The organism is Paraniabella aurantiaca (assembly GCF_050309965.1).
GTDB lineage: Bacteria > Bacteroidota > Bacteroidia > Chitinophagales > Chitinophagaceae > Niabella.
Genome location: NZ_JBLOSY010000001.1, coordinates 2,248,147 through 2,263,563, shown reverse-complemented (window position 1 = coordinate 2,263,563; position 15,417 = coordinate 2,248,147). Strand labels below are relative to the sequence as shown.

The window sequence follows — 15,417 nt, the reverse complement described above, 5'->3', positions numbered from 1 at the left end:
GTCAGGCCATTCGGCAAAACCAGACAGATACCTGCTTTTGCGCAACCGTTTGAATTGTATTTTGTAAAAAGCAATGGGTACTTTAGTGCGTACCCGAATAAAAGAATCAATACCATTACTCAAAAGCTTGACATTTTAGTTCGAATGGCTTATTGCGAATGTTGGTTTTAATCGGGGCTCCCTCTTTATCAACCTGCTTTATTGGAGGTATAAATTAAATAGAATGAAAAAGAAACTATTAGTGCTGTTATATGCGCTATTGATCAAAAATATAGCGCAAAGCCAGATAGAGCATGTTATCATCATTACAACTGATGGGTTCAGATGGCAGGAGTTATTTAGTGGAGTAGATACCGCCATCGCAAATAACCGGCGGTTTAATGAAGGGGATAGCGCTATCATCTATAAACGATACTGGGATGCCGATCCGCTGCAAAGTCGAAAAAAGCTGTTGCCCTTTATATGGAACGAGTTGGTTAAAAACGGCAGTATTTACGGAAACCGCAATGCGGGCAATAAAGTAAACCTGGCAAATCCTTACTGGATCAGCTACCCGGGATATAGCGAGATCTTTACGGGCTACCCTGATCCACAGGTTAATTCAAACGGGTTTAAACCTAATCCAAATATTACTTTGTTCGATTTTTTAAATACCCAATCGAAATTTAAAAATAAGATGGCAGCATTCGGCGCCTGGGATGCTTTCAACAGAATACTCAACCGGCAACGGAATGGGTTGCCTATATTCAGCGCGTTTGACACAGTAACAGGTAAGCTTACTGCTCAACAGAAGCTAATCAACCAGATGCTAACCAACTCTTACCGGCCCTGGGGCAGCGGCGAATGCTTTGATGTGTTTACACATTATGCTGCTATGGAATACTTAAAAGCACATCAGCCCAAGGTTCTTTTTATTGGCTACGGAGAAACTGACGAGTGGGCACATAACGCGCAATACCGCAGCTACCTGGATGCAGCACACCAGTTTGACCAGTGGCTGGATGAAATATGGCAATATGTACAGTCTTCCCCCTTATATAAAAACAAAACGGCCTTGTTCATCACTACAGACCATGGTCGTGGAGACACCATAAAATCTCAATGGACCAGTCATGGCAGCTCGGTTAAAGGAGCAGATGAAACATGGTTTATGGTTATAGCTCCCGGCTTACCCGCAAAAGGGGAAGTGACAACAAATGGTCAATATTTTACCAAACAGTTTGCCCAAACTGTGGCCGGGTTGCTGGGTACTACTTTTAAAGCCGATCACCCAATTGGTGAAAAGATTGATTTAAGATAGTCCCCATATTTTAACGACAGATCTCTGGTTGCGCAGACGGAGACTGCTTTGTCGCAATTCGCTATGAGAATTTTTCCTGCTTGGCTGCTTAGTTATATCGTTACTTTTATGCACTTTATATGCATATCAAAGAATATTTTAAAGGACTGGGAAAATCAGCGCCGGGTAATGATCCCGATCCTGTCGGCAATTATAGGCAATATATAACCACCTATGTGGGTGATGAGGACCTGGTAAAGTTTTGCTTTGATGCGATGTTGGCTGAAGTGGATTTTAAAGAAGGGGAATATACCAAATGGGATGCTGTGGCGCCGGACTACAGTTTTGTAAAACTTAAAAACTACAAAAACCAGGAAGTCAAAATTCCTCTTTCGGGCCAACTTAAAACACGATTTCAGCAGGCACATGCAAACAGCCAAAGCGAGCTGGTATTTGACAACCAATATACGATGGTAATTAAAGTAGGGGCCATCATCTCCTTTACAACAGGTTTCGGCGCCTACGACCTTCGCGACTTTAACAGTCTGTACAAAATAAAAAAAGACCATCAAAATGAGAAGAGTCTACCTCAGCCAGGTCAGACAAGATTATGTAAAGAACCCTGGGAACCCTACTCCCTGGGCAAAAAGGGAGAAGTGATCCCATGCCCCCGCTTTCCGGCGATGTGGGATATCGACAATCCGGGCGAATTATCAATTGGAATAGAAAGCCTGCAGCAATCTTTGCTGAACGGGGATCTAAATCCTGTATGTAAGCATTGCAACGTCAAACCAATTACATCAACTACGCATTTGCAACAAGAGCTGGAAGCCAAGGAAACTAAAACGCAAAAGGAGGATATTATTGCTGAGCTACTATCCATACAAGAGATCAATAATAGTATCCCTATTCCTCCTCCACACCTTCGCTACCGGATATCGGGGACCTCCGATGACAAGATTTTCGTGCATAACGGGATAATAGGTTCGGAGCAGATGATGTCCTACGTTGATAAATATGACCTCGCATTGGAGCGCAGCTTATTAGACTGGGGTTGCGGGTGCGGCCGATATGCCCATCATATCACTTCAAAATGGCCAACAGTAGCTTATACAGGGTGCGATATAGATGCTGAAGCCATCAACTGGTGTCAGACAAACCTAAAGCATGGCCATTATGTGGTAACCGATCCTTATCCCCCCACCCCATTCGCTAACGAACAATTTACTTCGGTTATGGCCTCTTCGGTGATGACGCATCTTACAGAAGCCAACCAGCAGTTATGGTTAGGAGAAGTTTATAGAATACTGAAGCCCGGAGGTATTTTTATAGCTTCTGTTTTGGGCTTTACCGCCGCTTCACGAAATTTCTGGCTCCCAAGGAAACTAAAAAGAAAAGGATTTGTTGATCATCACCAGGATATGGCGCTAAAGGGAATTGCACCCGATGGATATTATAGAGACGTTTTTCAAACAGAACCATACACCAGACAAAAATGGTCAACATTTTTTGAAGTAAAAGAATATGTACCAGGTGGGCTTATGGATTATCAGGATTTGGTGATACTACAAAAAAAACAGTCTATACAATTGAGCGATCAGGAAAACAGCCGCTCAAAAAGCTGGCTACGAACTATATTCCGCTATTAACCGGTTTACCACGCTCTTCGAAGCGTCCTACGCTATTCGGGGCGTCCTCGCCCCGAATCATTATGCTATGGCCTCCGGCCACAACTTTACGCAACCCTATTGCAATAATAATTACCGATTCTGCAACCTCGTTTTAATAATAAGTGCAGCCGGCAGTTCCCCCATTTCAACCTTGCAATAACTTTACATGTTATAATAGTGAGTTATGGAAACCAATAAAAAAATACAATGGAAAGTAGAGGGTATGGACTGTGCTACCTGTGCGCTTACCATTAATAAATACCTGAATAAAGAAGGAGCGAAAGAGGTGAAAGTAAATTTTGCCACCGGAGATGTAAGCTTTGAAAATAATAGCGGATTATCAGTTGATAAGATCTCCAAAGGTTTGGCCGACCTGGGTTATACGGTGGCTGGCGAAACATCCAACCACGATCATGCACACGGGCACAGCCACGAAAGCAGCAAGACAGGCCTTTTAAAAAATAATGCCCAGCGCTTCTGGTTTTGTTTACCCTTTACGCTGATACTTATGCTGCACATGATACCAGCCCTGCATCATAGCTGGATTATGCAGCCTTATGTACAACTGGTGTTGAGCTTGCCGGTTTATATAGTAGGCATGTCTTTCTTTGGTGTAAGTGCCTGGAAAAGCATCCGCAATGGCATGCCCAACATGAATGTATTGATCGCCATTGGTGCAACAGCAGCCTTCGTGTACAGCTTGTACGGTACTTTAACCGGTCAAAGTGCATATATATTTTACGAAACTGCGGCTACAGTGATCACCCTGGTGTTCCTCGGTAATTTCATTGAAGAAAAAGCGGTAGACTCCACACAGGCCCAGTTAAAAAAGCTATCCGAAAGCAAGGTGATAATGGCCAATATGATCGCTTACGATAATGAGCATCAGGAAAATGTGTTCCCGGTAGAGACCAGCTCATTGCGTACCGGTGACCTGATCCTGATCAAAAGCGGGGAGCAGGTGCCCACCGATTGTAAGATACTCTGGGGCGACGTGAGTGTAAACGAGGCCATTGTTACCGGGGAAAGTGCGCCTGTACAAAAAGGTTATAAGCAGGAGCTGATTGGTGGCAGCGTGGTTACAGATGGTACGGCAAAGGCACAGGTAACGGCAGTAGGAAAAGACACGGTTTTAGCCGGCATCATTAATATGGTGCAGGAAGCGCAGGGCGAAAAGCCACCCGTACAGCAGATGGCCGATAAGATCAGCGCGATATTTATACCGGTAGTATTGAGTATTGCTGCAATAACACTGGCAGCGAACTGGATCATTCTAAAAGAATTTACTCCCGCCCTGATGCGGGCGATTGCCGTATTGGTCATTGCCTGTCCCTGTGCAATGGGCCTTGCCACCCCTGCGGCCATTGCGGTAGGCCTGGGACGTGGCGCCCGTAATGGCATCCTCTTTCGTAATGCCACCAGCCTGGAGAATTTTAAAAATATCAAGCAGGTAGTATTTGATAAAACCGGTACGCTTACCACAGGGCAGTTTGCCATTACCGATTATAAAATACTCGACAATCGCATTGATGAACCCGCTTTCCAGCAGCTGGTGTATTCAATGGAAAAATATTCCAATCACCCCATAGCAAAAGCGCTGGTGAAAGAATGGAAAACCAGGGGTGAGATACGCTGGCAAAAAATAGAAGAAATAAAAGGTGAAGGCATGCGGGCGCTGGATAAAGCGGGTAATGAATACAGGGCGGGATCTTATAAAATAGCCGCTCACCTAACAAAGGATGATGGTCATAATATTTATGTGTTAGAAAACAATACCCTGATCGGCTATATCAATGTAGCAGATGAGTTAAGGCCCGAAGCTAAACAGGTAGTGAGCTATTTTCACCGGAAAGGTATTAAGACCGTATTATTAAGTGGCGATAAGCAGTCCAAAGCCCAACACATTGCTACTACGCTGGGCATTGATGAAGTGATTGCCGAGAAAACGCCTGAGCAAAAGCTGCAGATCATTGCACAGAAAAATGCAGAGACACCCACGGCGATGGTAGGCGACGGTATTAATGATGCACCTGCATTAGCCAAAGCCACTATTGGAATTAGCATGAGCGATGCTTCGCAGATCGCCATGCAAACCGCGCAGGTAGTTCTTATGAATCATGGCTTAAAGAACCTGCCCATGGCATTAGGTCTTGGCAGGCATACGTATAAAACCATTCAGGAAAACCTGTTCTGGGCCTTCTCTTATAATATCATTGCCATACCGGTGGCCGCGCTGGGATTTTTAACACCGTCCTTCGGGGCATTGATCATGGCCTTTAGTGATGTAGTGCTGGCAGCTAATAGCAGCAGGTTGCTGGTGAAGAGAGTGGATTAAACTATAAGTTAGTTGTGAGCCACGAATACCCGCCTGAACGGACGGGCACGAATGATAGTAAAAAATATTCGTGCATTCTGTACAACAAATTTACCCAGGCGGCAACTTTCTTGCGTCCTCGGTCTCGCAGTTAAGAGATTCACCGGGGAGAAAAAGAGAAACAGAGTTAACGCGGAGGAGTTTGAATTATGTACTACAGGTTTTACTTCATCAGAACCGGACACATCCTCTGCGCATCCTTTGCGTACTCCTTTCCTCGCGCCTGCCCGACCGCAGCAGGCGGGGTTAAGAGATTCCCCGATGTGCGGATATATTTTATTCATTTGTGTATTCTCTACAACAAATTTACCCAGATCTTAACTTCCTGACATCTTCGTGTCATTGCGGTTATGCAATATTTAGTTGTGCCTGAAAAGCAATTCTGGGAGGAACGCTGGAATTCGTGTCTATTTTAATTAACAGCGATTAAACATACACCCTACTAATGAAAAGTAAAAGTTGACTGATGGGGCTTACCTATAGCGGTAAAAATTAACAGAAGGAATTTATTATAATAATTACATTTAGTATATAATTCTGGTTTTCGTATGAAGGGGCAGAAACAGGTTTTTGAAACTGAAAGCAGGCTGCGATGGAATACATTCAGGTGGTCAAGTCGCATTGTTATATTTTTACTGGTGCTGATAGTGCCGGTGGTCTGGATATCATTAGCACATGTAAACCCGCCATTTTTACCAAAGCTGGAAAAAAGAAGCAATGTTACCAATAAGAAGCTGGTTACGCCTGCTGGTCTTACCCCAAAAGAAGCGGCCAAATACCAGGGCTTTCAAAAGTTCCTGGAACTAAAAAAACAAAACAGCACTTATATAGCCAACGATGCCCGCAGGCCCAGGTCGCAGGCCATAAGAGCCGCGTTTTACGTAGACTGGGATCCCCAATCCCTTTCATCGTTAATAGCCCATATCGACAAAGTAAATACGGTGATCCCCGAGTGGTTCTTTATCGATCCGCTTACCGACACCCTGGTTACCCGTATAGACCCTGAAGCATTAAAATATATGCGGCGGTACCATGTAAAGATTGTGCCGATTATCAGCAATGTCAACATCAGCACCAACAACGGTGATTTTGACGGAGCTATTTTAGACCGGCTCATGCGAAACCCCGAAAAGAGAAAAAGACTGGCCGACCAGATTGAAGCAGTAATACTAAAGAACGGCTTCGCGGGTATTAATCTTGATTTCGAGGAGATCCGTCAGAATACGGTTGAGCCACTGTTTACTTTTCAAAAAGAATTATACAACCGGCTACATGCAAAAAACCTGCTGGTAACGCAGGATGTAGTGCCCGGTGATGACAATTATGATTTAAGTAGATTATCCCCTTACCTGGACTATATCTTCCTAATGGCCTACGACCAGCATTTTACGGAGAGCGTACCCGGCCCGGTCAGCGATCAGCGATGGATCGAAAAGGTATTGGATAAAGCAGCAACCGGTATCGACTCAAAAAAGATCATTCTTTGCGTAGCCGCTTATGGTTACGACTGGCCCGAAGGTAATGATGCCGCTAATGTTACCTATGCCGAAGCCATTGCCCTGGCAAAAGATCATTACGCCCCTATTGATTTTGATAACGATAGCTACAATTGTTCTTTTAGTTATAAGGATGTAGACAGCGTTGTACACAAAGTATATTTTAACGACGCCGCCAGCAATTTCAACACCATACGTTTTGCAGATGACTACGGTGTGGGTGGTACAGCGCTATGGCGGTTGGGATCGGAAGATGAGCGTATATGGACCTTTTACAATAAGGATTTAAGAAATGATTCTGTGGCTGCACACCCGGGTATCTTTACCAGGCTTCAACATGCACCTGTGGGTTACGAAAAGCCGGATTATATTGGCGACGGCGAAGTATTAGATTTAATTACCGAGCCCGGTGAAGGAAAGATGCGTATTACAAGAGACTCCACCGAAAACCTGATCGCCGAAGAAGCGTATTTACAATTGCCCACCAAGTACATCATTAAAAAATTCGGGCAGGTACAAAAACAAGTGTTGCTTACTTTTGATGATGGCCCTGACCCGGATTATACACCACAGATACTCGACATCTTAAAAAAAGAAAAGGTACCTGCGGCCTTTTTTGTAGTGGGTATTAACGTGGAGGACAATCTTTCCCTGTTTCAAAAAATATATAAAGATGGATTCGAAATAGGCAATCATACCTTCACACATCCCAATATTGCGGAAGTAGGCAGAAACCGCGCCATTACTGAAATTGAAGCCACCCGCCTGTTGATCGAATCGCAGACCGGGCATAGCACGGTGCTGTTCAGGCCGCCTTTTAATGCTGATGCGGAGCCCAGCAGCTACACAGAGCTGGAGCCTATTGCCATCGGTAAAAACCATAGTTATTATGCTGTGGGAGAAAGTATCGACCCTGAAGATTGGGATACCAAAAATCCTGACTTCACCATGAATGCCGATACCATTTATAACCGCGTGATCAGGCAGTACGAAGCCAATCCTGAGAAAGGTATCATCCTTTTGCATGATGCGGGTGGTCCGCGGCAGGCAACAGTAGATGCACTGCCACGCATTATCAGCTACTTTAAGAAAAAAGGTATTCAGTTTATATCAGTGGCCCAGCTGCTCCATCTTACCAAAGAACAGGTAATGCCACCGGTTAAAGGTGGGTTACTGCAGGCAGATAGCTTTGCATCGAAGACCATTGCCTTTCTTTCCAAATTCCTTACCATTACTTTTTGGCTGGCCATAGTGCTGGGCATTATACGCATTCTTTTCCTGGGCGTATTGGCATTACTGGATCATAGGAAGGAACGTAAGCAACCACTACTCGTTACCGGTTCATTTACCCCGCAGCTAAGCATTATCGTTCCCGCCTATAATGAAGAGCTCAATTGTGTAGCCACCATCAAAAGCCTGTTGCAACAGGACTATCCCCACTTCGAGATCATTTTTGTGGATGATGGCTCGAAGGATAATACATTCGAAAGAATTAATGAAGAGTTTAAAAACAATAGCAAAGTGCGTGCTTTTAAAAAACAGAACGGGGGTAAAGCATCGGCACTGAATTATGGAATAGAAAGGGCTAACAGTGATTTCTTATTATGTATTGATGCCGATACCCAATTAAAAAGGGATGCCATCAGCCAGATAATGCCTTACTTTCAAAACGAAGCAGTGGGTGCCGTTGCAGGTAATGTTAAAGTAGGTAATACCCGGAATATGTTGACCCAATGGCAGTCTATTGAATATATTACTGCACAAAACTTTGACAGGCGTGCTTTTGATTACATCAATGGCATTACGGTGGTACCTGGCGCTATTGGCGCGTTCCGTAAAAAAGCCATGGAAGATGCGGGAGGATTTACTACCGACTCCCTGGCTGAAGATTGCGACTTAACCATACGTATTTTAAGGCAGGGCTATATTATCCGCAACTGCACCAAAGCCATTGCAGTTACCGAAGCGCCGGAAACCATTCCCCAATTTTTAAAACAGCGCTTCCGCTGGAGCTATGGCATTATGCAAAGTTTCTGGAAAAACAGGGATGCCTGCTTCAATCCCAAATACAAAGGATTAGGTATGGTATCGCTCCCCAATATTTTATTATTCCAGATCATCCTTCCCCTGATTGCACCTTTGGCCGATCTGTTGTTTTTTGTAGGTCTTATTTATAATCGTCATGATATGGATAGTATGCAGCATATTTTATTCTACTACTCTCTTTTCCTGGTTATTGATGTATTTATATCTATGGTGGCTTTCCGTTTTGAAAGGGAAAACTACTGGAGGTTACTCTGGTTGTTGCCGCAGCGCTTCGTGTATCGGCAATTAATGTACATTGTACTGTTCGGCAGCATACGGAAAGCCATTAAAGGCGAAGGCCAGGGCTGGGGTAATTTAAAGCGTACCGGCAATGTGGTGTTGAAGGAATCATAACAGCAGGCTATTGATATGACCATGAATGCCCGAATAATTTTTGTACTATCATTCGTGCATCCCTGGCCATAAAAACAACAACATTTATCTGCTAACAGATTACTCTCTAAGCCGCTATATTAGCTGATGCCGCTGCAACAGACTGGCTCTTCCTCCTAATAATCCGCTGTATCACCAACACTGAAACAATCAGCAACACCATCGGGATCAGCAACACATAAAAGGCCTTCACCCCTCCTACTTCTCCAAACAATATACCTACGATCCGCGAGCCGAGGGTACCACCTAAAGCAGAAAAAATAATAATAAGGCCCGACATGGGCGAATGCAGGTTTTTAGGCAAATGGCTTAATACTGTTGAGTTGAGTAAAGGATAGATTGGGGCTATAAACAAACCTATCAGCGGTAACATAAAACCCAGCACCGGCACATCTGAAATGCTGACCAGCCGGGTAATGGTAGCCGCTACCTTAAGCTGCGGCAATATGGCCAGCAGCAATGCAATAGACAGCAGCGCACAGCCAATAACAATAACGGCCCAGGATATTTTTTTAGATAACCATCCCGCAACAAACCTTCCTACGGCCAGCGATATGGCTAGCAGTGAAGCCATCTGCACACTTAGCTTCTCAGAAAAAGAAAAGATCTTTTCGTTAAACCTGGGCAACCAGGTCATAATACCTTGCTCGATCATTACAAAGAAAAAAGCGGAGCATATAAATACCAATACAAGCGGTATAGCAATCAATGAGAAAGAGCTTTTAATATCTTCCTTCCAGTTAGCACCCGCAGTAGGGGCCGGTATCTGTACCTTAGACAAAGTGAGAAACAAAAAAGACAACAGGACAAAACCGCAAAGTAACAGGTATACATTCAGCCATGCATGGGTATCAGCCTCCGAATAAAAAGCGGGGAACAGGAAATAAGCGCTGGCAATGCCTACCATAAAAAAGCCTTCTACCGAGCTCATTAAAGCCGAATGCTGCCGGGGCCCATCGGTAACCACACCAACTAAACTATACACCGATAATTTGATCAAAGCGAAGCTGACCCCTACCGACAGGAACATCATTTTGGCAGACCAGAAGCTATTGCCAAAGCGCATGCCTAAACAACCAACAAACACAACTGCCAGCGCAATTAACATCGCTCTTTTATATCCGAGGCGTGGTAAAAAAGACGCGACAAAAAATGATACAATAGCAATGGGCAGGTCTTTAAAAGCTTCTAATATAGAGGCGGCTTTTTCATCAACTCCATATACATTAATAGATTTAGCAATTACAATACCCACGCTATTGAGCAGTATTGCAAAAACAAAATAATTGATATACAACGAGAGCTTAATTTTCCAGTTAGTTGACATACATAAACTTTAAAAATGAAAGGCCATTAATTTACTAATGGCCTTTCAGAAAACAACGGAAGCAATTAATAACCTGTATTTTGTTTCAAATTGGGGTTTACCGCAATCTGCTGACTTGGGATTGGGTATACCAAAGTTTTAGGATCAGGATCAGCAGCTTTTTCCTGCCAGGCCACTAAGAATTTTCCAAAGCGAATCAGGTCCTGCCTTCTCCAGCCTTCCCAATACAGTTCACGGGCGCGCTCGTCTAACAAATTATCCAATGTTAAAGAACCAAAGGCGGCAACACCCCGGTTAGCCCTGATGCCATTTACCAAACCCAAAGCCTCACCTGCAGTTCCGGTACCGCCTCTCAATATGGCTTCTGCCTGCATCAGCAATACGTCCGAATAACGATACACTACCCAGTCATTATTTCTTTGCCCTGTAACACTATAATCGAATGCATATTTCATCGGACGAATACCTGCTGTTTCCAGCGTAGCACCCGAAGTGCGTATGGTTACCTCGCGAGTAAACACCAGTGGCGCATTAGCAGGGTTCCTGGCCATTAAGGGCGCATTGGTAGTCCAGTTATATTGCTGACCTGCAAAAAAGCCCACATTCTGCCGTTTATAGGCTTTTGTTTTGTTAGATGTAGTGTCTGCCGCATAATCATAATAAATACCACGTCTTTCATCAGCTGCCGTGAATTTATCATAATAATCAGACAAAGTGCACCAGCCGTTCCATCCGCCCGGGGTCATGTTATAATGTGCAATCGTATTCCAGGCCCTGTCTACGTTGCCTCCCCTTTCACCGTTCTTATTTAACAGAGTATAAATATTCTCAGTAGACTTTACATCATTGTCTGGCGCAAAATTGTCGAAGTATTTACCGGCACCAGAAATGCTGTAAGAACCTGATGCCGTAATTTCCTTGGCCAATGTAATTACCCTGTTCATATCTTCTGCTGCAAATGTGGGCGCCTGCCTGTTTAAAAAAGTACCCTTATTCAGGTATATCTTCATCAGCAATACTTTAGCGGCATTGCGGTTGGCTACATATGCAGCGGTCGGTCCATTGGCTGGTAAGCTGGTCAGGATTTCGTTGAGATCCTTCACCATATAATCGATAGCAGCCTGCGGTTGCAGTACTTCGGGGGCAATCCTGAAATCTTCCAGGGCAGCTCCTTCTCTTACCGGGACCACACCATACAGGTCAATCATATCAAACATGGCTAAAGCCCTTATAAATTTAGCTTCGGCAGCCTGTTGCGCACTGGGGCTATATTTCAACACATTGGTAGCATTATAAATGGCTGTGCCCAGGCTTACAAAAGTATTGTTCATATAACCATTGTCAGCGTTCCAGCTATGCAGGTGTATAGCCCGGTGCATACCGTTGTCATCCCAGTCACCCCCGCGGGTAGGCGCCATTGCAGCATCCGTAGATATCTCCTGCATTACCCAGCGCTGTTCCTGTTGATAAGGCGTATTAAGAGAAGTATAGGCCGTTACCAAAAGACCTGCGGGATCAACATTACTATTCCCTTCTCCCAGCTCACCTTTAAACTCTTCGTTCAGCTTAGTACAGGACACACCGCCCGTAATCACCGAACCTAACATTAATGTATATAATAAATATTTAGATTTCATCTGTTTAATTTTAACGTCCTTCAGTGGTTACTTTCCGGACAGGTTATCAATGGCTACTTTTACACTGCTTTACTATTCACGCCTTGTGTATTCTAAAGCGAGAATGAAACACCTAACAATACCGTTCTGGCGGGTGGATAAGGCAGGTATTCAATACCCAAAGAAGGGATGCCGTTAGTAGCCCCATCCGTATTCACTTCAGGATCGAAGCCAGTATACTTGGTAATGATAAACAGGTTTTGACCCGTAAGAGAAATATTAAAGTTCTTTAAAGCATTACCTATATTACCTACCCTGTACCCTAATGTAAGGTTGGCCATCTTCAGGTAGTTACCTTTCTCCAGATATCTTGTTGAAGGTGCAGCCGAGTTAGAAGTAGACTCTTTTACGTCTGTGTTAAAAAATGCTGATCCTATATTGCGAAGAGAGAGATTGCTTAGACCGAGTGTAGTAGCCGCCGTATTATTAAACAGGTAATGCCCCATGGCTCCGTTCATATTAGCGCCTAAGGTAAATTTTTTGTACGTAACATTGGTGGATATACCCAGCAAAGTAGTTGGGTTAGGGCTATTGTTGTAAAACTTATTGATGGCCGGATCGTTGGCACTGCTGATGCTGCCATCAGCACCGCGATACATGCTCATACCAGTCTGAGGATCGATACCTTCATGAATAGCCAGGTACCAAACATTCAACGGCTGGCCATTTACCATGCGCTGTCCCAATACGCCTGAAAAGCCCTGGCCTCTTAACGCGCCTGTTTCGTAATATCCTACCAAACCGCTTACGCTGTTCTTCAGGAAGGTAACATTACCGGTCAGATCCCAGGTCCAGTCCTGTGTTTTAATTACCGTTCCGGTCAATGCGATCTCCACACCTTTATTTACGATCTCACCATCTAGGTTTACCCACACACGACCTGCCGGCGCTGGCTGGGCAAGGGTTTGCTCAAATAAAGCATCAGTAGTTTTTTTATTGAAATAATCGATAGACCCATATAAACGATTATTTAAAATTGAGAAGTCGATACCAGCATTGATAGTAGAAGAGGTTTCCCATTTTAAATCGGGGTTACCATAGTTAGCCTGGCTAATACTGCGGTTACCAAATACCAACCTGTTTAAAGAGGCTCCTGAGGGAAACTCCTGGTTGCCGGTTTCACCCCATCCTAATCTTAACTTTAGTTGGTTAATATTGCTATTACCTTTTAAGAATGCCTCTTCGGCAATATTCCATGCAACTGCAACTGAGGGGAATATAGCATACTTATTATTGGCGCCGAATTTAGTAGATCCATCTCTTCTCGCCGTAGCCGTAAACAAGTAACGGTTGAGATAATTGAAACCACCTCTTACAAAAAGTGATTGTAACTGATTGGTAGGACTTCTGTACGAAGCTATTTCTCTGGTAGCAGGTGTAGAATACTGCAGATAATCGAAATAGTCCAGGCCCACAAAATTAAACCCACGCCCAAAAGTGATATTGTTATTAAAATTATAGTCCAGATATTCATAACCAGCAACTGCATTAATATTCCAGTCATCGCTCACCTGCTTATTATAAGAAAGTGTATGGGTCATTTGTTGGTTGGTTTCTCCGTTGTTAGATATAAATGCCTGCTCATCATTTACACCATTAGGATCAATAATACCTGCCCTGTAGATGCCTTCGCGGTTACCGGTTTGCCGCATTACACTATATATAAAACGGTACTCGAGGTCGTCGGTAATTTTATAATAAGGGGCCAGATTCACCACCATAGTATTGGTTACCGACCGGTCTTTAAAGGCATCAATGGTTGCCAGGGGATTACGGGTAGAAGCATTGATAAAAGTAAGATTTCCTTTTTCATCTCTCAACGGCCTCGTTGGGTTCCACTGCAAAGCCTGCGATATCAGGTTACCTTCCGAACCAACGGTGGCATTGATAGGTGCATACTGGTTATTGGTTTGCGTAAGGAACAACGAAAAATCAAGTCCTAATCTCCTGCTCTCTAAAAACCGGAAATTACCAGTGAAGTTGGCCGTATATTTTTTCAATTGCGATCCTGTAATAATACCATTCTGATTCAGGTAACCGCCGGACAGGCGATACTTACCATGCTCGGTACCACCTGCTACATCCGCATAATAATTTTGTGTTACCGCATTGCGGGTGATGGCTTTAAACGCATCTACATTGCTTCCAAAATCTGCATTGGTGGCTTCAGACGGCGTATAATATTGTAAGGCTTCCCTAAATCTGGCAGCGTCCAGCACATCAGGATACTCACGCATATTAGATATGCCTGCCGATGCACCTACCGACAAAACGGGGGGACCTGCCTTACCTTTTTTAGTTGTGATGATCACTACACCGTTCGCGCCACGGGAACCATAGATCGCAGTAGCAGAGGCATCTTTTAAAATGTCCATACTGGCTATATCGCCTGGATTCAGGTAAGTAAGCGGGTTACCGCGATCTGAAGAAAAACCGCCTCTGCCTTCTGGCAACGGCGAGTTACCCGACATAGGCACTCCATCTAACACAAATAATGGGTTATTGCTGGCTCTTATGGAAGAATTACCCCTGATGCGCACGGTAACCGATCCGCCGGGCTGCCCGGTATTGTTGATCACCATCACACCCGGTGTTTTACCCTGTATCAGCTGATCGGGGTTCGTCATGATACCCTTATTAAAATTTCTTTCGCTGATCGTTACCATCGATCCGGTAAGGTCTTTCTTTCTGGCCGTACCATAACCGATCACTACCACTTCATCAATGCTTTGAGTAACCGGGGTTAAAGTAAAGTCCACCGTTTGAGCTTTCCCATCTGCAATATTCACCGATTGGGTACCCGATGCGTATCCTACAAAAGAAGCCGTAACCGTATAGCTACCATCTTCTAATTTGCTGAAGGAAAAAGAGCCATCACTTCCTACCGAAATACTTAAGTTTTTTTCCACTATTACTACCGTAGCCCCGGCTAAAGCCTCTCCTTTGTCGGAGCTCACTTTCCCGCTTATGCTACCGGACTGTGCATAGCTGTTAAAGGCGAAAAGAAATTGCAGCAGTAGCAACACTCCGGCAATTTTTGCAGCTCGCCCAATCCATAAAGGTGGTCTTTCCATAATCATTGAGTTTAAAGTTTGAGTAAAAAAAAGATTCATTGGC

Annotated in this window: 7 protein-coding genes; 4 read left to right on the top strand and 3 right to left on the bottom strand. The window is 44.2% G+C overall.

Annotation, left to right across the window (positions count from 1 at the left end; translation table 11 throughout):
• The first annotated feature begins 223 nt into the window (after positions 1-223).
• The 4 genes from ACLOAU_RS09875 (at position 224) to ACLOAU_RS09860 (ending at position 9,258) form a co-directional block, all read left to right on the top strand.
• Positions 224-1,300 carry a sulfatase-like hydrolase/transferase gene (locus ACLOAU_RS09875; protein ID WP_427861700.1) on the top strand — a complete coding sequence of 359 codons (1,077 nt, stop codon included), beginning with the start codon at positions 224-226 and terminating at the stop codon, positions 1,298-1,300.
• A gap of 119 nt (positions 1,301-1,419) precedes the next feature.
• Positions 1,420-2,928 carry a class I SAM-dependent methyltransferase gene (locus tag ACLOAU_RS09870; RefSeq protein ID WP_427861699.1) on the top strand — a complete coding sequence of 503 codons (1,509 nt, stop codon included), beginning with the start codon at positions 1,420-1,422 and terminating at the stop codon, positions 2,926-2,928.
• Positions 2,929-3,133: 205 nt separating this feature from the next.
• Positions 3,134-5,284: a heavy metal translocating P-type ATPase gene (locus ACLOAU_RS09865; protein WP_427861698.1), complete on the top strand. Its 2,151-nt coding sequence runs from the start codon at positions 3,134-3,136 to the stop codon at positions 5,282-5,284.
• Between the two features lie 587 nt (positions 5,285-5,871).
• Positions 5,872-9,258 (top strand): trifunctional glycoside hydrolase family 18/polysaccharide deacetylase/glycosyltransferase family 2 protein, encoded by a 3,387-nt coding sequence (locus ACLOAU_RS09860; RefSeq protein WP_427861697.1) that lies wholly within the window; start codon positions 5,872-5,874, stop codon positions 9,256-9,258.
• Between the two features lie 106 nt (positions 9,259-9,364).
• Here ACLOAU_RS09860 and ACLOAU_RS09855 read toward each other — a convergent pair whose 3' ends face one another.
• From ACLOAU_RS09855 to ACLOAU_RS09845, 3 genes are all read right to left on the bottom strand, one after another.
• On the bottom strand, positions 9,365-10,624 hold the full coding sequence (locus ACLOAU_RS09855) for an MFS transporter (protein WP_427861696.1): 1,260 nt from the start codon (positions 10,622-10,624) through the stop codon (positions 9,365-9,367).
• 65 nt (positions 10,625-10,689) lie between these two features.
• Positions 10,690-12,261, bottom strand: a complete 1,572-nt coding sequence (locus ACLOAU_RS09850) for a RagB/SusD family nutrient uptake outer membrane protein (RefSeq protein WP_427861695.1) — start codon at positions 12,259-12,261, stop codon at positions 10,690-10,692.
• Between the two features lie 92 nt (positions 12,262-12,353).
• Positions 12,354-15,374: a SusC/RagA family TonB-linked outer membrane protein gene (locus ACLOAU_RS09845; RefSeq protein ID WP_427861694.1), complete on the bottom strand. Its 3,021-nt coding sequence runs from the start codon at positions 15,372-15,374 to the stop codon at positions 12,354-12,356.
• Positions 15,375-15,417 lie beyond the last annotated feature (43 nt).

Excerpts from the sequence above, each read along its gene's own strand:
- ACLOAU_RS09875 (WP_427861700.1), top strand. The coding sequence starts at position 224 with ATGAAAAAGAAACTATTAGTGCTGTTATATGCGCTATTGATCAAAAAT.
- ACLOAU_RS09860 (WP_427861697.1), top strand. The coding sequence starts at position 5,872 with ATGAAGGGGCAGAAACAGGTTTTTGAAACTGAAAGCAGGCTGCGATGG.
- ACLOAU_RS09850 (WP_427861695.1), bottom strand. The coding sequence starts at position 12,261 with ATGAAATCTAAATATTTATTATATACATTAATGTTAGGTTCGGTGATT.
- ACLOAU_RS09865 (WP_427861698.1), top strand. The coding sequence starts at position 3,134 with ATGGAAACCAATAAAAAAATACAATGGAAAGTAGAGGGTATGGACTGT.
- ACLOAU_RS09870 (WP_427861699.1), top strand. The coding sequence starts at position 1,420 with ATGCATATCAAAGAATATTTTAAAGGACTGGGAAAATCAGCGCCGGGT.
- ACLOAU_RS09845 (WP_427861694.1), bottom strand. The coding sequence starts at position 15,374 with ATGGAAAGACCACCTTTATGGATTGGGCGAGCTGCAAAAATTGCCGGA.
- ACLOAU_RS09855 (WP_427861696.1), bottom strand. The coding sequence starts at position 10,624 with ATGTCAACTAACTGGAAAATTAAGCTCTCGTTGTATATCAATTATTTT.